This is a genomic window from Flavobacterium sp. PLA-DH12, assembly GCF_059511845.1.
Window position 1 is genome coordinate 265,279 of record NZ_JCAMPD010000004.1, and the last position, 17,701, is coordinate 282,979.

Here is a 17,701-nt window from a genome sequence, read left to right on the forward strand (position 1 = left end):
CAAGTTTTTTGAAACAGGATTCAAAGCGAAATGCTTCAAATATTTTATATGAAGAATCGCAAAATTACACTTCTATTTAGAAGAATTAAAACAAATATAATAAAAAAAGTATTACGGTACCTTATGAGGTACCAATAGTTTTGTTTTTTCCTATGAATTTTAACAAATGAACGAAATTGACTTTAACGAGCAAAGAATAAAATTTGGGAAACATGTTTTGAAATTAAGACGAAAAATTAAAAGCGTCGAATACCAAAACCGGTCAATTTCTCAACAAGAGCTTGCGGATCGAAGTGATTACATAACGAAAAAGACTCTAGGCCAAATTGAGAGAGGTGAGGTAAATTTTCAATTTGAAACTTTAGTAGCTTTAGCGCAGATATTAAATGTTTCATTAAAAGAACTTCTAGATTACTAATGTTATCATTTCAAATAAGATTTAATAAAAGATGCCGCTTAGCATCTTTTTTGTCATTAATGTAATTCTAAAACAGGTAATTTTAGGCTACACTTCACAGAAATAAAAAACTACTTTTCCATTTATTAAATGGCCTCTCCTTATAAATTAAAGAGAAAATTAAAATTTATGAATATATATGGGAAATCATTACAATTACAAATTAGGAATAGCCTTGATATTTGGAACGAAACATTAAGTAGGAAATTTCGAAATAAAATACTTCCAAAATGGTATTGAAACATCTAGAGAAAAATTAAAATAATAACAATGGCTAAAATTGAATACAGTGACTTTGGTACTATTATTATAAATAATCGAGAAAGGGACTTGCAAGGTTTAAAGCAACTTTGCCATTCTGATTATGTTTATGAAGCGAAAAATCGCGGAATAATATGTAATAAGTATAAAATTCCAAGAGAACTACTGAATGAGTGGATTGAAAGTGAAGATTGGGAATTTGATAAAAAAGACTTTTGGCAAAGGCCGTATAGCTACAGAATTGATAATGCTTTAATTTCTCTAATTAATAATGTGCAGCATCTGACTGAAATTCAAAACGAAGTTGACACTATAGATTTTTTGCCTGAGAATTTATTAAGCCGAATAAAAATAGATATCGAATATAAATCAGAGAATGAATTCAAAAGCTATAAAACATTTGTAATCGAAAAATATATAATTAAAATTGAAGATTTTGATGAATATACAGGAGAAAAGATTGAATTTGAAGACGAAATAAGATACAAGACAAGCCTGAGTGAAAATGAAATACTTATAAGACACGCAAAAGTTCAGACAGCAAAATCTAAAAAGTAAAAGATACAAGTTTCTTTCCAGTCCCGATTGAAGCAGAAATCCTTTTTGGCAAGGGCTATGCCAAAAAGATTACTTCGTCAGTTCGCTATCGCTCGTGTGCAGCGAAAGCGGGATTAAGCTGCCAAATAATTAAAACAGTACATTGCGTCTCCAATATTTAAGCACATTTTCAAAAAAAAAAAAATCTGCTCACGGCAAAATAAAAAAATGGGGCGTGAAACCCCATTTTCTCCTTTTATTTAAGTAAGAATAATAAAAATTATTTCTTAGATTCTTCAATAGAAACTTTTCTAAACTCTTTTAAAAGTTTTTCAATTTCCAAAGATGATTTTCTAGCTCTAGCCCCTGCAGCTTTAACTCCTTTTTCAGCTACAGCTTCAGATTCTGTTTTAAACGTTTCAATTTCAGCGTTGATTTTTGCAACTAGGTCTTTCATTATTACAATTTTTTTTAATTTAGAGGGCAAATGTAAAGTTTTGCCTTAAATGAAAACGGTATCGCTGAAAAAATATTTTCATGAATTCTCTTTCCTCAGCTCTTTAAGGAAATAACTGACCGAAATTCCTGTTCTGGAGTGGAATGCATTGGTGAATCGGGGAGTGGAAGTAAAACCGGCTTCCTCAGCCAGGGAGCCAATGGAGTAATTTCTATGCAAGCTCGTGTTTTGCAGCAGCTCCACTAGATAATCAATTTTTAGGTCATTGATATAATCGGCAAAACGCTTGCCGCTTCGATGGTAGATCACTTTTGAAAGGTATTTGCTGTTTGTATTAAACCGTACAGTCAAGGTGGCTAGTGTTGCCTCTTTGTGCAGGAATTTTTTATCCCTTTCAAATTTTTCAAGGTGCCTTATTATCTGCTGTACAGTTTCCTGCGAAATGTCGGTTATCTCGAATTTATCGGGTGACTGTTTCTCGATGCTTCTTTTTTCATTTTTTTCCAGAAGGAGATCAAATCTGATCTTATTGCGCTTTTTGGTTTCAAAGTGGTTATAGGTGCCGTAAATGACAGCGGAGAAAAGAACAACCACCACGCTGATCAAAATAACGTCGTAATATTTCTCCTTTACAAGCTGCTGCTGTATTTTTTCTTTTTCCAGCAGAATTTCCTTCGTGTCATACTGCTTATGGATTTTTCCCATCAGATACGTATTTGCATCTGTTAATACAGAGTCCGCTTTTAAAAGCTGGTCCATGTAATAAAGCTGGGATTTCAGATTATTTTCCTTCTTGTAATATTTGATCATTAATTCAAAGACTTCCCTTAAATCCGGACGGATGTAGCCTTTCTCAATAAATGCTTTTTCCACTTTTTTAAAGTAGGGCACTGCTTTTGCGGGAAGCTGAAGTTTCCAATAGTTTTTTCCTATATAAAAATTTGCGATTGATACGTTGGCAAATTCTGTCATGCTGTTCAGCTGAGGTATGACCTCCTGAAGCATTTGGATGGAAGTATGATAGTTATTTAGGAAGAACTGGTTGATTCCTTCCGAATGTTTAAAAAACAATTCCATTTCAGGAATTTTCAGCCGTTCACATTCAGCAAGCCCCAGCACATTAGTCTGGGAACATCTGCTGTAATCGCCAACCTTATTATAGCAGACACTTAATGAATGCAGTGAATTCAAATAAGGGCGAGCCTGATTTTTTTTAAAATATGCCAGGCATTCATTAAAGAGTGAAATGGCCTCGTCATAAAAGCCGAGATAATATTTAATCTGCGCAATATGATATTTGGTTTTGTAGATCAGGTAATCATTTTCAGTTTTGGAAATGCTTTCGTTTGCCTTAATGTAATAGTCATATGCTTTCACATAATTTTTTTGGCTGTAATAGACGATCCCTTTCGATAGATTAGCCGAGCCGATCAGTTCATCGCTTTTTGATTTTTCAGCTGCGATCACCATGCTGTCAGCATATTTCAAACGCAGATTCATTGGAGACTGATGCAGTATGTTTTGGTATGCGTTAACCGTCTCTTCATAATTCTTCTCCTGTCTGGCTTTCTTTAAATAGGCAAATAAATAAGGAGCTGCTTTCAGGCTGTCATTTTTGTATTCATAAATCCTATCATCCAAATAGGCATATGTTTTAAAAAGAAGAGAATCGGGAAGTGATTTTGAAATCTTCTGCGCACTTAATGAATGGGATAAAAATAAAACCAGCAATACAGGTAATGTACATTTCATAATACATGGAAACTTTAAGCTTACGCCTTGGAAAAAAGCATAAACAGATTAATATTTAAAAATGCGGAAACGATCTGTGAGAAGCATTCAAAAATACTGTAAATATTTGGAAAACAGCGTAATAATGTAAGAAAAACACTTTATCGATTTCATGGAAATCAGTAGTGGATTTTCCGAAAACCCACACATATGTTCTTGATTAATGGTTTTTTGCGCTCTAGATTTGCTCTGAATTCAACAGCAAAGATTCAGTAAAGCACTGAGCAAAAGTTCTGCTGGCCCGGGCAAAATGGACTGAGATAATTCTCAATTAACCAAACCATTCTGCATTATGAAAAATTTATTATTAACTGGTTTAATTATTTTCTTAGGCTCTTGTTCAAATGATGATTTTGACAATTCCGATTTAAGTGCGGTTTCGAAAGAAACAAATAACAAAGAGAGAAGTTCAGATTTAAAAAAAGGAACTTCTTCAGAGGACAACTTTGGAGAAGTTCGGGCGGGAAATTATATACTTCTGATACCTGCCCATATTAAAGGCAGAGTGATGTCAGTACTCAGAGATCAGGTTTCCAGCGGTGCATTACAGATTTCTGAAAAAAACAATCCTGATTCAGATACGATTTCTTCTGATGAGGATCCTCTCGGCACCTTGCTGATCATCGCTGATGAAAGCGCACTCGGATCATCTTTGAAACTTGATGTCAAGGGATATATTGTCAATCTCGGAAATCTGCGCGGGCAGCAGTACCACATTGTAGATGATTTTATAATTCAATACGAGATTTCCAAACGCCAAGATTCAACGCTTCTAACAAATGAGAAAGAAACAATCCTGTCCATTTCTTCTATTTCGGAAGCAGTTTTATTTACTGAAAAGGCTAGAAAGGATAGGGACTGGGAGACTTCTACAACCAGTAAGCGCAACGGAAATTGAATTTTTTAGTAAGGGCAGTGCATCTAAATAATGCACTGCTTTGGCAAAAGGCATTTAAAAAAAATCCTATGAATTATGAAAAAGCGGGCTCTGTTTTATATTTTATTATTCTTCTTCAATCTTTTGAGCCTTTATTTTATAATGAAGCTTTTTGCCGCCGATCAGATTGTGAGTTACGTCTTAAATGAAGACTATAGTACTGAGAGCCCGCGATTAACAGCGTATGTTTTATACACCTGCTGTCTGTCAAATCTGTATTTCCAGTTTCTGATATGGATGGACTATTTCTTCAAGGATAAAATCTAAAAGCACGATCTGCACAAAAGAAAAAAAATGATTAGAGAAATCTTAAATACAGAAATTAAAAGCATTGAAAATGACGGCATCGATGTGCTGCTGCTTACAGAGTACAAGGTGAAAAATGAGGTGCATGTCCCATTTTCCATTTCGAATTTTTCAGTGCTTTTAATCAAAAACGGTAAAATGAATATCAGATTTCGTGACGAGGCCGATATATTGAAACGCAGAGATTTGTTGCTCATTCCTAATAATTCAATCTGCACCAAACTTGAGGTGACGCCTAACATCCAGCTTTATATTATAAGGACAAATTTCGATTTTGCCTTTAATAACTGTTATGAGAAAGAGCTTTTGGATGCATTTAGTTTTTTAATGCTGAAATCTGGCCAAAAGATTGGCCTTCAAGAAAAGGATTTTAAAGTTTTATCGGTAATTTATAAATTAATGAACGCGCTGCAATGCGGCAATGAAAGACCTGCGATTATTAGTAAGCTGCGCCGGATATGCTTTAATCTGTTTATACACGAACTCAAGTTTATACATTCCAAATATAAACCGGAGCTTGATCTTGACTTTTCAAGAAGGGAAAGCATTGTAATCCATTTCCTGACTTTGCTTTCAATACACTTCAGAACACAGCACCACGTACAGTTTTATGCGGGTGCTTTATTTATTACTCCAGGACATCTGAACAAGATGGTTAAAGAGAGCACGGGAAAAACTGCCAAATCTTTTATAATTGAAGCTCTCGTCAACGTTTCGAAAAATCTTCTTACTGATTCCAACTATACTGTGGCTGCTATTGCCGATGAACTAGAATTCAGCAGCCCTGAAAACTTTGGCGTATTTTTTAAAAGACATACCGGTATGCTGCCAACAGAATTTCGTTCCACTAAAAAGTAAGCGGCCTAACGCGGTCCTTATTCTGCCAGAGATTGTTTAATTAAAACGATAAGACGATGATTAAAATGTATCCTTTGGAATGGTTCGATTCGCTGATTATAAATTCATTTGATGCAGGAAATTCCTCAATAAGCGTATCAGAAAGCGAGCTGGAAATTTTGAATGAAAAAATAGTGAGTGAATCAAAAAAAATTAAAATCCATATTAAAAATTCTTTTTTTGAGCTCAAAAGCAAAAGGCAGATCAGGCTCCTTATACGAAAGTACCATTCTTCATTGGTTTTTTTAATAGATAGGGTAATAGAGATAAGAAAGAAAGAGCAATTCAATTCTCCTGATTTTTTTAGAGTATTTGACCTGATCGTTAGTTCCCTGGACGATTTGCTGTCATTTGTAGAAATCAGATATTCGTCCTTTATGAGTTTGGACCAAAGGGTGTCCTACAGGTATTTTTCAATTTGGAAAAAAGAAGCACTCGAGGTTTTAAAGAATCTGATTAAAAAAAAAGAAAATACTGGAGATAATGATCCAGAACTGAAATTTGTTGTCGATCTTCTTGCTGCGCCACTTCAAAACAGCAGAAAGAGCAATTATACCTATCGCCAGATTTTGTATTATCGAGAGATAATCATGGAATTTGAAAAATTAAACGATCAAGTTACGGAATCTGAAGGTTTTTCAAATCTTGATCTTATGCTTATAAGAATGAATTTTAATTCCAGAGAATATACCGAGAGACTGGTTAATAGAATAGGCAGGTATTTAGAAGGTTTTGAGAATTTGTCTGAAAGACTTGAAAAGCTGCTATACTTCTGCAAGAAACTGTCTAAAATAAACGCAGATTTAAAATTAAGCTTTAATCCATCTCAACAGAATCTTATCTCATTTTTGGAATACTGGTTCTCCAGCGAAATCAGATTTGCTGAAAAAAAGGCTGCAATTCTAATGCAGGAACAGATTGATGGTTCTATCGGGAGTGAATTTGTGGAGAAGGCAGATTCAAAACTTGAATGTATACTTTCAGGAGATCAGATTGGACTTATTTTAAGGGCGACAGATGAGGCGAGAATTATTAAGGCCAAGTCTATGAACTACATATTTAAAAGTATAGTACCATATCTCTCTACTCCAGTAAAGAGAAATCTTTCTTACCAGTCAGTAAGAAGCAAATCATACAATGCGGAAGAGCGTGATAAGGAAATTGCGATTGAAAGTCTTGAGAGAATAATCCGCAAGATAAAAACGTATTAGATTTTATTGCCGTTTATAATCTGACAACGCTTTAAATTCGGGCATTTTGAAAGGGTACAAAAAGGGTACAGAAAAGTTGTACTTGTAGAAAATTTATTCTTATCGTTCCTTTGGCCTGTAGAATAAATCACATCAAAATTTAACGGATAGTGAATTTCATAGAGGAGGATAAAATGTTGAACGATAAAATGAGGAGCTATGTTTACAAATATTTCATGGGGCAGTTATCTGACCGCGGCTGGTATTGCTATAATTTTTTGGTATTTAATAATCTTTCTTAAATTTCACAGTGGTGATTTAAAGAAAATCTTTTCAGGTGAAAAGAAACTCCCGCTAAAATTTTTAAAGAAATCTTCAAGTAATCTGCAAGAGGTAAAATCGATATCCGATTCATTTCCAAAATCTTTCGATACGCTGCAAGATGCGGAAAAACTGTCCCAACGGATTAAAGATGCCGCTAAAGAATGTTCTGAAAAGAATCTATCAAAACAGCAGTTTGAAAACTACTTAAGAATGCTTCTTGAAGAATATCCTTATGTCAAAATTTCTTCTCTCAAAGAAAACATTAACCAGCTTATGGTTTCCGAGTCCCTACTATATCCCAATCTTGTTTTAAGCCTGAGCGAAGCAGACAGCCTCTGGGAAGGATCGGTATTTTAAAAAATTCAGAAGAGGAATATTCCCCGTTCTCTCTGGTGCGGTATGGCTTTATGTGACAAGGAAAATAGAGCTGCAACGGCGTTATTCCTCTTCTTTTTACTAAAAAATAACTTTAAAAATGATTTGTGATGAAAAAATGCAAATGGAAATTAAAAAGTCTTTTTAGACGATTTAAAGCTATGGGATCGTCGCTGCTGGTGATTCTGCTTAGTCATGCTATTTATGCTCAGGATGGCGTGGCGGGAATAAATGAGGCCAACCAGAAAGTGAGAAGCTACTTTGATGCCGGCACTGAATTAATGTACGCAGTAGGAGCAATCCTCGGGCTGATAGGTGCCGTAAAAGTGTACCAGAAATGGAATGCCGGCGATCCTGATACAGGAAAAGTCGCTGCTGCCTGGTTTGGAAGCTGTGTGTTTCTGGTGGTAGTTGCTACGGTAATCAAGTCCTTTTTCGGTGTTTAAACGATAGATACTAGAAATGAGCAGCAGTGTTTATTCGATCAATAAAGGAATCAATCAGAGCATAGAATTTAAAGGACTTAAAGCGCAGTACATCTGGTATATGGGCGGAGGTGTTGTCGGTCTTATGATTGTGTTTGCTGTATTGTATATAATTGGAATTCCTTCCCTTATATGCATTGCATTTATAGGAACAGCAGGAGCTTTTCTCGTTTTTAAAATATACAGAATGAGCAATACTTACGGCGAGTACGGAATGATGAAAGCTCTGGCGGGCAGGCAGATTCCTAAATGTGTAAAGGTTTACAGCAGAAGTGTTTTTATAAAATTATAGCTATGCAACGTTAATTATGGATAAGTATGAAAGTTCTAAACTTATATGCGGGAATAGGAGGCAATAGGAAAGATTGGAAAGGTGTTTCAGTGACAGCCGTAGAGCTTGATCCTGTACTGGCGGCAATTTATGCGGCAAGGTTTCCAGAAGACAATGTTATCGTTGCAGATGCGCATCAGTTTCTTTTGGATCATTATAAGGATTTCGACTTTATCTGGTCGTCTCCTCCATGCCAATCGCATTCCTCCTTCAGGCAGAATATCTGCGTGAGGTTCCGGGGCACTTCTGCCGTATATCCTGATATGAGGCTTTATCAGGAAATACTATTTCTTCTTCATAATGCTTCCTGTTTTTGGACAGTTGAGAATGTGAAGCCTTATTACAAACCCTTGATTGAGCCCAATGCTGTTCTGCACCGCCATCTTTTCTGGTCGAATTTTGACATTCCTCCTGCTGATATTCCTCCTGACATTAAAATAAGATATGCACAGATACCTGCTCTTGAAGAAGCGCTTGGTTTCAGCTTAAAAGAATTTAGGGTAAAGAACAAAAGGCAGATTCTGCGCAACTGCGTAAATCCGCGGCTTGGCCTGCATATTCTTAGATCGGCTGGAGTCTTAAAATAAAGATGGAAAGTTCCTAGGATAGGACTTAATTAGAAAAATGCGAAGTATGAAGAAGATGGAGGGAATACTGCCTGTTATGGCAGTGGAGCATGACTGCATATTGTCAAAACAAGGCGATGTAACTATGGTTTTTAAGGCGGAACTGCCTGAGATCTTTACAATGTCGGATCAGGAATACGAAGCTTTCCACCAGTCTTGGATAAAGGCTGTTAAGGTACTGCCGAAGTTCTGTGTTTTTCATAAGCAGGACTGGTTTTTGGAAAGTTCCTACAAGGCCGATTTTTCAAGCGAAGACAGCAGTTTTCTGACCAGAAGCAGCGAGCGTTTCTTCAATGAAAGACCTTTTTTGGATCATTCCTGCTATATAATGCTGACCAAGAAACCGGCGGGAAGAAGAAATTCAACCTCATTGTTTTCTAATCTGCTGCGAAGCTCCATAGTTCCAGAAGAAACTTTAAAGCCGCAGATGCTGCAGGATTTTGCAGATGCCTGCGGGCAGTTTAAAAGGATTTTGGAAGACAGCGGATTTATAAAACTGGTGCGTCTGAAAAATGACTCGCTTAGAAGCGGGAGCAGAAGAATAGGGCTGGTGGAAAAGTACTGTTTTTTATCAGAGAGGGAAGAATCCTTTATTTTCAAAGATTTGCAATTTGATGAAGGACTGAGCGTAGGGGATAAGCACTGCCAACTCTTTACCCTTGGCGATGCAGCTGATCTGCCGGGACTGTGCGGATCAAGAATAAATTATGACCGCTATTCGACCGATAAGACCAAATTCAGCGTTGGTTTTGCTTCAACACTCGGCCAGCTTCTGTCCTGCAATCATATTTACAACCAGTACATCTTCATTGAAGATTCACAGAAAACCATCCAGAAGCTTGAAGGCAAGCGGTTGAGGCTGCAGTCGCTCTCGGCTTACAGCAGGGAGAATATGATTGCAAGAGATGCCACGAATGATTTCCTTAACGAAGCGGTATCACAGCAGAGGCTTCCGGTCAAAGCGCATTTTAATGTACTGGCTTGGAGCACCGATAAGGAAGAACTTAAAGAGATTAAGAACAAAGTGTCATCTGCTCTTGCCCAGATGGATGCCGCAGCCAAACAGGAAACAGTCGGCGCTCCGCAGATCTACTGGGCAGGGATTCCGGGAAATGCAGCGGATTTTCCAATGAATGATACCTTCGACACCTTTACGGAACAGGCGGTATGCTTTCTGAATATGGAAACGGGATATAAATCTTCCCTGAGTCCCTGCGGCATCAGGCTGGGAGACAGGCTGACAGGAAAACCGGTTCATGTGGATATCAGCGACGAGCCTGTAAAGATGGGGATCTGCACCAACAGAAATAAATTTATACTGGGGCCATCAGGAAGCGGAAAATCATTTTTCACCAACCATATGGTAAGGAGCTATTACGAGCAGGGAACCCATATAGTACTGGTGGATGTCGGGCACAGCTACAAGGGGCTCTGCGATATGGTCAAAGGGTATTATTTCACATACGATGAAAAGAATCCTATCCGTTTCAATCCTTTTTATATTTCTGAGGGAGACAGTCTGGATACCGAGAAAAAAGAAAGCATTAAAACGCTGCTGCTTGCACTCTGGAAAAAAGACGACGAAACCTTTAATCGGAGCGAGTATGTAGCGCTCTCCAATGCTCTGCAGATTTACTATGAGAAGTTGGATATAAATGGAGAAATTTTTCCCTGTTTTAACAGCTTCTATGATTTCCTAAAAGAAGATTTTATCTCGATTTTGGAAAGAGATAAGGTAAAGGAAAAGGACTTTGACGTGAATAATTTTCTGTATGTCCTTAGGCCTTATTACAAGGGAGGCGAATTTGATTATCTGCTGAACGCCACGGAAAATCTGGATCTTCTGAAAGAGCGTTTTATTGTCTTCGAGCTTGATAATATCAAAGACCACCCGATTCTTTTTCCTGTTGTGACCATCATCATTATGGAAGTATTTATAAATAAGATGCGCAAGCTTAAAGGGATCAGAAAAATGATACTCATTGAGGAAGCATGGAAAGCACTGATGAAGGAGGGTTTTGCAAATTACATAAAATATCTTTTTAAGACCGTGCGCAAGTTCTTTGGCGAAGCAATCGTGGTCACGCAGGAAGTTGAGGATATTATTTCTTCTCCTGTTGTGAAACAGGCTATCATCAACAACAGCGACTGCAAGATTCTGCTGGATCAGAGCAAATACCAAAATAAGTTCGGCCAGATTCAGGAACTTTTGGGACTCACTGATAAAGAAAAGGCATTGGTTTTATCAGTAAACAAAGCAAATGATCCCGCTAGGAAATACAAAGAAGTGTTTATCTCTTTAGGAGGGATGCTTTCCAAGGTATATCGCACGGAAGTTTCTCTTGAGGAATATTTGGCGTATACGACGGAGGAAAGCGAGAAAGTGAAAATGAATGCCTATGCCAAGAAGTTTGGCGGTGACATAAGAAAAGGAATAGCCGCAATGACTCAAGATATGAAAGTTGGAATTAAATGAAAAGGAAAAATGAAAAGGAAATTAATTGTCAGTTTGGTCTGCCTTCTTTTGGCAAGCACTCCGGCAAGACCTGCTGAAAAGGTCGTGGTGCTCCCGATTTTGGAAATTGTAAAAGCAGTAACTAAAAAAGTAATCAAGGCAATCGACCTTCGAATCCAGAGGCTGCAGAACAAGACCATTTGGCTTCAGAATGCACAGAAGCAGGTGGAAAATGTACTGTCCAAATTAAAACTCGATGAAATCTCGGACTGGACCCAGAAGCAGAAAGACCTCTATAAGGGCTATTATGAAGAGCTGGCTAAAGTAAAATCAATTATAACGTATTACCAGAGAATAAAAGAGATTACAAAGAAACAGACACAGCTTGTTCAGGAATACGAAAGAGCTTGGAATCTTTTCAAGCAGGACAGCCATTTTAAAGACAGCGAAATCCAGTATATGGAGCGAGTCTACACCGGAATACTGGAGGAAAGCGTGAAGAATATCGACCAGATTTTTTTAATTCTGGATTCTTTCGCCACACAGATGAGCGATTTCAAACGGCTTGAGATCATCAATAAGGCAGCCGATGGGATAGATGCGAATTATGATGACCTTACAATGTTTAACCAGCAGAACATACTGCTGAGCCTACAGAGGGCCAAAACGGAAGCAGATGTAAACCGGGTGAAACAATTTTACGGAATTCCATAATTCAATAAAAAAACATGAAAAAGATAGCTGTACTACTAGTAGCGCTCTGTGTTTTTAATCAAAGTATGAGCGGGCAGTCAAAGCAGAGGAAGGAACTGATCCTTCAGATAGCGGCGCTTCAGGTTTATATAGACTATGCAAAGAAAGGATATTCGGCGGTATCGAAGGGACTCAATTTCATCGGTGATGCCAGAAAAGGAGAGCTGAATCTGCACGGCGATTATTTTACGTCGCTTTTAAAAATCAATGCAAAGATCAGGAACTATTATAAAACAGCTGAGATTATTTCCATGCAGTTTAAGATAATGAAACTCTGCCGAAAGACTTTGGCAGACCTTAAAACGGCAGATTTGTTTCATGGAAGCGAACTTGACTATATAGAGAGGTCTTTTGGAAGGCTGCTTCAGAGCTGCAGCCAGACTCTCGATGAGCTGCTGGTTATTACCACCGATGCAGAACTGGAACTGAATGATGATCAGAGGCTCAAACGAATTGATAACCTGCATAAAAATATGCAGCAGGATTATAATTTCTGCCTTTCTTTCTGCAGCGAAGCCAGACTGCTGTCGGTTTCAAAAACTGCCGATAAGAAGGATTCTAAGAATGTTGAGGAATTATATGGATTATAAATTAAGCTATGAAAAAGATTTTGATTTTGACAATATTGATCACTTTGTTAATGATTCCAGTTAAATCAATGGGGCAGTCAGCAGAAATTCAGCAGCTGATTTTGAATATAGAAAAGCTATCCCAGTTCAAGAAAATTCTCAGTGATATGAAAAAGGGGTATGAGCTGCTTTCAGGTGGATACAAAACGGTTAAGGATATGACTGAAGGAAATTTCAGTCTTCATAAAACCTTTCTAGACGCACTTATGCAGGTAAGTCCGGCGGTTAGGAATTACAAAAGGGTAGGAGAGATAATTGATTATCAGATTTCAATAGTCAAAGAAAGCCGAAACGGAATGAACCGATTTATAAAAAACGGGAATTTCAGCGGAGGTGAAATAAATTACTTTGAAAAAGTCTACGGAAACCTGCTTAATCAGAGCCTGCGCAATCTCGATGAACTTACGATGGTCATAACAGCTGATAAGCTCAGGATGTCGGACGACGAAAGACTAAAGGCAGTTGACGATATCTATGAGCAGATGCAGGATAAACTGCTTTTTCTCAGAAATTTTAATACCACATCGAATGTGCTGGCTCTTCAGCGAACAAGGGAGAAAAATGATGTTTACACGTCAAGAGGATTACAGGCAATTAAAGACTAAAGAATGAAGATGTTATTAAATAAAAAAGTACTACTAGCTGTGCTTATGGTATCAGTGTTTCCATTGAGGATAATGGCACAGGGACTCGGGGATGAGATGAGCAGTCTTCATGGGGTCTTAGACCAGCTGTATGATGTAATGATGCCGTTGTGCAGCAACCTTATTGCAGTCGGGCAGGGAATAGCCGGTTTTGGAACTATATGGTATATCTCTTCGCGCGTTTGGAGGCATATAGCAAGCGCCGAGCCGATTGATTTTTATCCGCTCTTCCGTCCTTTTGTTATTGGATTCTGCATTATGATTTTTCCTTCGGTGCTGGCTCTTATCAATGGGGTTATGAAACCAACCGTAACAGCTACTGCTGCTATGGTAACAGGGTCTAACAATGCAGTTGCCGTACTTCTTAAAGAGAAAGAAAAAGCAATCAAAGAAACCGATCCATGGAAGATGTACGTGGGGGATGCTGGAACGGGTGATCGTGACAGGTGGTACAAGTACACGCATGACGGTGCTGATCCATCGGATGAGAGCATGCTCGCAGGCATAGGGAATGACATGAAATTTGCGATGGAAAAAGCTTCTTACAGCTTTCGGAATTCGGTCAAGGAATGGCTGAGCGAGGTGCTGAGGGTTTTGTTTGAGGCCGCGGCCTTATGCATTGACACCCTTCGCACATTTCAGCTGGTGGTGCTTTCTATTTTAGGGCCACTGGTGTTTGGAATCGCGGTATTTGACGGTTTCCAGCATACGCTGACTGTCTGGCTTGCCCGATATATCAATATTTACCTGTGGCTTCCCGTGGCCAATATTTTCGGCAGCATAATCGGAAAAATTCAGGAGCTTATGCTCAAACTGGACCTTTCGCAGGTGCAGGCAACAGGCGACACTTTTTTCAGCAGGACCGATATGGCATATTTAATTTTTATGATAATTGGAATCATAGGCTATTTTACTGTGCCTTCTGTGGCCAATTACATTGTTCATGCAGGCGGAGGAGGAGTTCTGGGGCATAAAGTGACAAGCATGTTTGGCAATTCAGCCAGTTCTGTTGTGAGGACTTCTTCAAATGCGGTTGGAATGGCCGCCGATGCAATGGGAGATGCGGATCGGAGAATGACCAGCAGCATGGCCGCGACAGCGGGAAGCAGCCCATATTTTCACGATCAGGGAAATTATATGAATGACAGGCTTAAAGGAAATTCCAAACAGACTTAAAACCAACATCTCATGTTTACAAAAATGAAGAACATAGACACTGCTTTCAGGTATGTAAGAGGTTTCACAATGCTGGTAATTTTCGGATGCACCATAATAAGCTGTTACGCTGTCTATAAAAGTTTTCAGGCAGTAAGCCTTATGCAGGATAAAGTATACATTCTGGCAAACGGAAAAGCGCTGGAGGCTTACGCTTCGGAAAGAAAAGATAATATTCCTGTGGAAGCCAAGGATCATGTAAAGACCTTTCACAAGTTTTTCTTTACCCTTGATCCTGATGATAAGGTAATCAAAACCAATATTACAAAAGCCCTTTATCTGGCTGATGACAGTGCCAAACGGATTTATGATGACCTTAAGGAAAACAATTTTTATTCCGGCATCATATCGGGGAATGTAAGCCAGACCATCCAGATCGACAGCGTGAGTATTGATATCCGTGAGTATCCCTACCGCTTTAGGTGTTATGCCCAGCAGAGTATTATCCGCACTACCAGCATTATGAAAAGAAGCCTGCTTACCGAAGGTGCGCTCCGCAATGTATCAAGAAGCGACAATAATCCGCACGGTTTTCTTATCGAGCGCTTCAATACTATTGAAAATAAGGATATCTCGGCTGAAACCAGAAAATAAAAATGTATGAAATCCTTATTTAAAAAACGGACTGAGCCTTTTACGTATCACAAGTATTATCTGCTGCTGCAGAAAAGATGGGCAGAAAAAATGCAGAGAGCCACAGCTGGGCTCTCTAAAAGAAAACTGACTTGGGGACTTATGTTCTTTACGGTTCTGGCATCGGGTTATTTAATTTATAGCCTGTACAGGACCTTTTATAAAGAATCCGGGGTTCCAGCAGTTTCAAAAATTAAGACAATCAACTTAAAGAAATAAAATTATGCAAGAGAAAATAGTATCTCCAAAGGAATCTAAAAAAAGAAAGATGCTTTTAATGCTGCCTCTTATAACATTTCCGTTTCTGACATTCCTATTTTATACCTTGGGCGGAGGACGGATTGAAGCTAAAACAGCAGATAGTGGTGAAAAGAAGGGATTTAATTTTAACCTGCCCCTGCCTAAATTTAGAGAAGACTCGGCACTGGATAAGATGAGCTATTACGACCAGGCGGCAGCTGATTCGATAAAACTGCGGGAGCTGATAAAAAAAGATCCCAACTATTTTGATAATAAAGCCTCGGAAGAAAAAGCAGATTCTTTTTCTACAGGCGATTTTGAATCCCGAATGTTTCCAAAAAACAGATCGGCTTTTAATTCGCAGTCTTTTCAGGACCGCAATGAACAGAAGGTTTACGAGAAGCTCAGGGCTCTTGAAAAAGCAATCAGCCAGCCTTCTGTACCGGCTTACGGTCAGGACATGAGGGAATTTGAGAATTATGGCACTTCTGGTGGTGAATCAGAAGAAATCAGAAAGCTCGAAGGACTCATGTCAGCGATGAACGCACCGCAGGAAGCTGATCCTGAACTTCAGCAGCTAGGCGGCATGCTTGAAAATATTTTGGATATACAGCATCCGCAGCGCGTGCAGGAAAGGCTTAAGCAGACATCTGACAGCAAAAAAGGGAAAATATATTCAGTGCAGAAAAAATCAGCAGAGAATAACATAAGCTCACTCCAGCGCAATGCCGATTCGCAGTCCTTATTGAAATCAAATGCATTTTATTCTCTGGATGAAGCGCCGCCTGCTGAAGAAATGCAAAACTCCATTGAAGCGGTTGTGCATCAGACCCAGACCATTGTCAATGGCTCAGTGGTTAAATTAAGGCTTATGAATGATATTTTCCTGCAGGGAACAATTATACCCAAGAATACTTTTCTGTATGGGATGGCGGCTTTAAAAGGAGAGAGGCTGGAGGTAAAGATCACAAACATCCAGTACAATAGTTCGATATTTCCTGTCGATCTGGCTGTTTATGATATGGATGGCATTGACGGCATCTATATTCCCGGAACGATCAGCAGGGATGTTGCCAAATCTTCGGCTGACCGATCTATTCAGACTCTGGGCCTTAGCGGTATATCTGATTCATGGGGAGCGCAGGCAGCAGGTATGGGCATCGAAGCGGCCAAAAGTCTAATGAGCAAAAAGGTAAAGCTTATAAAAGTAGTGGTTAAAGCCGGTTATCGTGTGCTGCTGTATGATGAAAAACAAAAGAATTTAAAACCTTAAAAAAGTGAAAAATGAAAAGAGCGGATTATTTGTTTTTAATAAGCTGGATGCTGATTTGTATTTCAGTGTATTCTCAGTCAAACGAAAAAGGTAATATCTTTTACGAAGACCAATATTCGAATCTGCAGATTGGCTTTTCCAAAACCACAAGCATCGTTTTCCCTTATGCAATAAAGAGCATTGATAAAGGGAGCACAGATGTGCTGGTTCAGAAAGCAAAAGGTGTAGAGAATATATTGCTTGTAAAAGCGGCAAAGCAGTATTTCATCCAAACCAATCTGACAGCCGTCACTTCTGACGGCCGATTGTATGTGTTTGTGCTAAACTATAATGATGAGTGCCCGGATCTAAACATTAATACTGAAAATGCAGTGGCGGCAAGCAGGGAGGTACTGTTTTCTTTAGAGAACGACAATCAGAAAAAAACTGAAAAATGTGCTTTACTCGCGTTGTCCAAAAAGAAAAAGACCAGCGGATTAAGAAAATCCAAATATCAGATCAGACTGGAGGTAAACGGCATCTTTATACATCAGGACGTTTTATATCTGCGTGTTGTTTTTGAAAACAAATCAAAGATTAACTACGATATTGATCAGTTTCGTTTTTTTATCAGAGACCAGAAGAAGTCAAAACGCACCGCATCGCAGGAAATAGAACTGCAGCCCTTGTACACGACTTCATCTTCTTCTGTAATTCCTTATAAGTCTGAAATAATAAAAGTTTATGCGCTGGAGAAATTTACCATCCCGGAGAATAAGTATCTGACCCTTCAGATGATTGAAAAAAACGGCGGAAGAAATTTGGAAGTGGATATTAATAATAATCTGGCTGATAAGGTAATTCCGATTACAGAATTCAGTATCGACACTTTTTAAGCTTTAAAAA

The 17,701-nt window shown here is 38.5% G+C and carries 19 protein-coding genes; 17 read left to right on the plus strand and 2 right to left on the minus strand.

Annotated features, from left to right (window positions below):
• Window positions 1-166 precede the first annotated feature (166 nt).
• Both AC5ZCW_RS09795 and AC5ZCW_RS09800 read left to right on the plus strand, forming a co-directional pair.
• Window positions 167-418 carry a helix-turn-helix domain-containing protein gene (locus AC5ZCW_RS09795; RefSeq protein ID WP_496119436.1) on the plus strand — a complete coding sequence of 84 codons (252 nt, stop codon included), beginning with the start codon at window positions 167-169 and terminating at the stop codon, window positions 416-418.
• A 309-nt stretch (window positions 419-727) separates the two neighbouring features.
• Entirely contained in the window at window positions 728-1,276 is a 549-nt protein-coding gene (locus AC5ZCW_RS09800; RefSeq protein WP_496119438.1) for a hypothetical protein, read from the plus strand.
• Window positions 1,277-1,535: 259 nt separating this feature from the next.
• On the opposite strand, the gene AC5ZCW_RS09805 is transcribed toward AC5ZCW_RS09800, so the two are convergent.
• Both AC5ZCW_RS09805 and AC5ZCW_RS09810 read right to left on the minus strand, forming a co-directional pair.
• Window positions 1,536-1,712: a BF3379 family histone-like protein gene (locus tag AC5ZCW_RS09805; RefSeq protein WP_042565375.1), complete on the minus strand. Its 177-nt coding sequence runs from the start codon at window positions 1,710-1,712 to the stop codon at window positions 1,536-1,538.
• A 78-nt stretch (window positions 1,713-1,790) separates the two neighbouring features.
• Entirely contained in the window at window positions 1,791-3,464 is a 1,674-nt protein-coding gene (locus AC5ZCW_RS09810) for a helix-turn-helix domain-containing protein (protein WP_496119440.1), read from the minus strand.
• Window positions 3,465-3,795: 331 nt separating this feature from the next.
• On the opposite strand from AC5ZCW_RS09810, the gene AC5ZCW_RS09815 reads away from it, so the two are divergent.
• From AC5ZCW_RS09815 to traN, 15 genes are all read left to right on the plus strand, one after another.
• Window positions 3,796-4,401: a hypothetical protein gene (locus AC5ZCW_RS09815; RefSeq protein WP_496119442.1), complete on the plus strand. Its 606-nt coding sequence runs from the start codon at window positions 3,796-3,798 to the stop codon at window positions 4,399-4,401.
• Window positions 4,402-4,734: 333 nt separating this feature from the next.
• Complete coding sequence (locus AC5ZCW_RS09820) at window positions 4,735-5,604, plus strand: helix-turn-helix domain-containing protein (RefSeq protein WP_496119444.1); 870 nt, start codon at window positions 4,735-4,737, stop codon at window positions 5,602-5,604.
• Window positions 5,605-5,660: 56 nt separating this feature from the next.
• Window positions 5,661-6,854: a hypothetical protein gene (locus AC5ZCW_RS09825; protein ID WP_496119446.1), complete on the plus strand. Its 1,194-nt coding sequence runs from the start codon at window positions 5,661-5,663 to the stop codon at window positions 6,852-6,854.
• Between the two features lie 198 nt (window positions 6,855-7,052).
• Window positions 7,053-7,514: a hypothetical protein gene (locus AC5ZCW_RS09830; protein WP_496119448.1), complete on the plus strand. Its 462-nt coding sequence runs from the start codon at window positions 7,053-7,055 to the stop codon at window positions 7,512-7,514.
• Between the two features lie 128 nt (window positions 7,515-7,642).
• A complete protein-coding gene (locus AC5ZCW_RS09835) occupies window positions 7,643-7,978 on the plus strand; it encodes a DUF4134 domain-containing protein (protein WP_496119450.1) in 336 nt (111 codons plus the stop codon).
• A gap of 16 nt (window positions 7,979-7,994) precedes the next feature.
• Window positions 7,995-8,309, plus strand: coding sequence for a DUF4133 domain-containing protein (locus AC5ZCW_RS09840; RefSeq protein ID WP_289057407.1), 315 nt, complete (start codon window positions 7,995-7,997; stop codon window positions 8,307-8,309).
• Window positions 8,310-8,335: 26 nt separating this feature from the next.
• Entirely contained in the window at window positions 8,336-8,935 is a 600-nt protein-coding gene (locus AC5ZCW_RS09845) for a DNA cytosine methyltransferase (protein WP_496119452.1), read from the plus strand.
• A 37-nt stretch (window positions 8,936-8,972) separates the two neighbouring features.
• Complete coding sequence (locus tag AC5ZCW_RS09850; RefSeq protein WP_496119453.1) at window positions 8,973-11,450, plus strand: TraG family conjugative transposon ATPase; 2,478 nt, start codon at window positions 8,973-8,975, stop codon at window positions 11,448-11,450.
• Window positions 11,451-11,459: 9 nt separating this feature from the next.
• Window positions 11,460-12,143 carry a conjugal transfer protein TraI gene (locus tag AC5ZCW_RS09855; protein ID WP_496119454.1) on the plus strand — a complete coding sequence of 228 codons (684 nt, stop codon included), beginning with the start codon at window positions 11,460-11,462 and terminating at the stop codon, window positions 12,141-12,143.
• 14 nt (window positions 12,144-12,157) lie between these two features.
• A complete protein-coding gene (locus AC5ZCW_RS09860; RefSeq protein WP_496119456.1) occupies window positions 12,158-12,772 on the plus strand; it encodes a hypothetical protein in 615 nt (204 codons plus the stop codon).
• A gap of 8 nt (window positions 12,773-12,780) precedes the next feature.
• Complete coding sequence (locus AC5ZCW_RS09865; RefSeq protein WP_496119457.1) at window positions 12,781-13,416, plus strand: TerB family tellurite resistance protein; 636 nt, start codon at window positions 12,781-12,783, stop codon at window positions 13,414-13,416.
• 3 nt (window positions 13,417-13,419) lie between these two features.
• Window positions 13,420-14,631, plus strand: coding sequence for a conjugative transposon protein TraJ (gene traJ, locus AC5ZCW_RS09870; protein ID WP_496119458.1), 1,212 nt, complete (start codon window positions 13,420-13,422; stop codon window positions 14,629-14,631).
• A gap of 12 nt (window positions 14,632-14,643) precedes the next feature.
• Window positions 14,644-15,264: a conjugative transposon protein TraK gene (traK, locus tag AC5ZCW_RS09875; RefSeq protein WP_496119459.1), complete on the plus strand. Its 621-nt coding sequence runs from the start codon at window positions 14,644-14,646 to the stop codon at window positions 15,262-15,264.
• Window positions 15,265-15,526: 262 nt separating this feature from the next.
• The gene (gene traM / locus AC5ZCW_RS09880) at window positions 15,527-16,816 is read left to right on the plus strand and encodes a conjugative transposon protein TraM (RefSeq protein ID WP_496119461.1); all 1,290 of its coding nucleotides are present in this window, start codon (window positions 15,527-15,529) and stop codon (window positions 16,814-16,816) included.
• A gap of 11 nt (window positions 16,817-16,827) precedes the next feature.
• The gene (gene traN / locus AC5ZCW_RS09885; protein ID WP_496119463.1) at window positions 16,828-17,691 is read left to right on the plus strand and encodes a conjugative transposon protein TraN; all 864 of its coding nucleotides are present in this window, start codon (window positions 16,828-16,830) and stop codon (window positions 17,689-17,691) included.
• Window positions 17,692-17,701: the final 10 nt, after the last annotated feature.

What these genes read in the sequence shown, in the direction of transcription:
- AC5ZCW_RS09865 (WP_496119457.1), top strand. Translation starts at nt 12,781, where the DNA reads ATGAAAAAGATTTTGATTTTGACAATATTGATCACTTTGTTAATGATT.
- AC5ZCW_RS09855 (WP_496119454.1), top strand. Translation starts at nt 11,460, where the DNA reads ATGAAAAGGAAATTAATTGTCAGTTTGGTCTGCCTTCTTTTGGCAAGC.
- AC5ZCW_RS09835 (WP_496119450.1), top strand. Translation starts at nt 7,643, where the DNA reads ATGAAAAAATGCAAATGGAAATTAAAAAGTCTTTTTAGACGATTTAAA.
- AC5ZCW_RS09840 (WP_289057407.1), top strand. Translation starts at nt 7,995, where the DNA reads ATGAGCAGCAGTGTTTATTCGATCAATAAAGGAATCAATCAGAGCATA.
- AC5ZCW_RS09825 (WP_496119446.1), top strand. Translation starts at nt 5,661, where the DNA reads ATGATTAAAATGTATCCTTTGGAATGGTTCGATTCGCTGATTATAAAT.
- AC5ZCW_RS09820 (WP_496119444.1), top strand. Translation starts at nt 4,735, where the DNA reads ATGATTAGAGAAATCTTAAATACAGAAATTAAAAGCATTGAAAATGAC.
- traM (WP_496119461.1), top strand. Translation starts at nt 15,527, where the DNA reads ATGCAAGAGAAAATAGTATCTCCAAAGGAATCTAAAAAAAGAAAGATG.
- traK (WP_496119459.1), top strand. Translation starts at nt 14,644, where the DNA reads ATGTTTACAAAAATGAAGAACATAGACACTGCTTTCAGGTATGTAAGA.
- AC5ZCW_RS09800 (WP_496119438.1), top strand. Translation starts at nt 728, where the DNA reads ATGGCTAAAATTGAATACAGTGACTTTGGTACTATTATTATAAATAAT.
- AC5ZCW_RS09850 (WP_496119453.1), top strand. Translation starts at nt 8,973, where the DNA reads ATGCGAAGTATGAAGAAGATGGAGGGAATACTGCCTGTTATGGCAGTG.
- traN (WP_496119463.1), top strand. Translation starts at nt 16,828, where the DNA reads ATGAAAAGAGCGGATTATTTGTTTTTAATAAGCTGGATGCTGATTTGT.
- AC5ZCW_RS09845 (WP_496119452.1), top strand. Translation starts at nt 8,336, where the DNA reads ATGAAAGTTCTAAACTTATATGCGGGAATAGGAGGCAATAGGAAAGAT.
- AC5ZCW_RS09815 (WP_496119442.1), top strand. Translation starts at nt 3,796, where the DNA reads ATGAAAAATTTATTATTAACTGGTTTAATTATTTTCTTAGGCTCTTGT.
- AC5ZCW_RS09805 (WP_042565375.1), bottom strand. Translation starts at nt 1,712, where the DNA reads ATGAAAGACCTAGTTGCAAAAATCAACGCTGAAATTGAAACGTTTAAA.
- traJ (WP_496119458.1), top strand. Translation starts at nt 13,420, where the DNA reads ATGAAGATGTTATTAAATAAAAAAGTACTACTAGCTGTGCTTATGGTA.
- AC5ZCW_RS09795 (WP_496119436.1), top strand. Translation starts at nt 167, where the DNA reads ATGAACGAAATTGACTTTAACGAGCAAAGAATAAAATTTGGGAAACAT.
- AC5ZCW_RS09860 (WP_496119456.1), top strand. Translation starts at nt 12,158, where the DNA reads ATGAAAAAGATAGCTGTACTACTAGTAGCGCTCTGTGTTTTTAATCAA.
- AC5ZCW_RS09830 (WP_496119448.1), top strand. Translation starts at nt 7,053, where the DNA reads ATGTTTACAAATATTTCATGGGGCAGTTATCTGACCGCGGCTGGTATT.
- AC5ZCW_RS09810 (WP_496119440.1), bottom strand. Translation starts at nt 3,464, where the DNA reads ATGAAATGTACATTACCTGTATTGCTGGTTTTATTTTTATCCCATTCA.